The sequence below is a fragment of the Vibrio sp. YT-18 genome (assembly GCF_033337345.1).
Classification (GTDB): Bacteria; Pseudomonadota; Gammaproteobacteria; order Enterobacterales; family Vibrionaceae; genus Vibrio; species Vibrio alginolyticus.
In genome coordinates this window covers 1-1,127 of record NZ_JAWOQO010000205.1, presented here as the reverse complement: position 1 = coordinate 1,127, position 1,127 = coordinate 1, and the positions used below count along the sequence as shown (strand labels likewise).

Sequence of the window (1,127 nt, the reverse complement as noted above, 5' to 3'; positions counted from 1 at the left end):
CTGCGAGAAGATCAGCGTATTCGTTTTGCCAACGAAGCGGCTTGTAAGCTATTCAAACGCAGTTTAGAGCAACTTAAACGCTCATCAGCTGACGAACTGATCGCACCAAAATATTTGACGGTGAAGCAGCCTCATTATTGCGGCAAGATTGATATCTACATCGAGGATATTCGTCAAAACATTGAAGCCAACCTTCTAAAACTGCCAGAAGGCTCTGGCTTAGCTGTGATGTACATCTTTAATGTCGGTGGTGGAGCTAACGCCGCGCGTATTCATAACCTTGAAACTGCGGTAGAAGTACACTCAAGTTATGCATTCGATGGTGATAGAGACCAGTTGCAGAAACTCAAAGAGCTTGGTGGAGAGTTTACTCGTTTGGCTGATAAGGCTTTGGGCAACAAAAAAGATAAGCAAGATTTGATGCGTGAAGTGTTGGTCGATGCCATGACGCATGCATTGGACTATTGGGAGTCTGTTACGGGTGAAAGTAAATTTGCGTTTGCCGAACAAAGTGGACTGTGGCGCGTCTACCTCGACCGAAGCACACTGCAAACCCGCACGCTCGATAAATACATGCGTATCGAAACTCTGCCTAAAACACCGCGCTGGAGAACGGTTCTGAGTTCAATTGAGTTTATTCTTGAACACTGTAAAGAACAGAGCCCTGAACGTGCTTACATCGAAGCACAGCGAGACAAATTGCAAAGACTGCTCACTAGCTAAACCTCTCATAAAATACAAGCCTCGCTCAATGCGGGGCTTTTTATACCTATTGTTTTCTGCCTATGGGTGGTACGCACTCTCCCCTCTCAAAAAACAAAATGCACGACATGTAAACGGTGAATGTATGCTCCTATGCACTCAACGAACTAGTACGAGCTGACATTTTCACAAACACCATTAATCTTAGCGACGGCCTCAAGCACTCTTCTTAATTGAGCAGATTTCCTAGCGGCTCCGGCGGAACTTTCCTCTTCTTAAAACGAAAAGACACCGTAGCTAAAAAGTGTTGTATTGCACTATTTATCAATCCGCCATTCTTCTTTGATAAATGGGAAATTAGACTTCATTTTTCTTGTAAAAAAAGCATAATCACCCCCTTAATTTCGCTGGTAAAAAAGACGATT

The 1,127-nt window shown here is 43.7% G+C and carries 1 pseudogene; it reads left to right on the top strand.

The annotated features are described in order from the left end of the window. A pseudogene (locus R7M72_RS25450) lies at positions 1-723 on the top strand (PAS domain-containing protein); the annotation flags it as partial. Positions 724-1,127 lie beyond the last annotated feature (404 nt).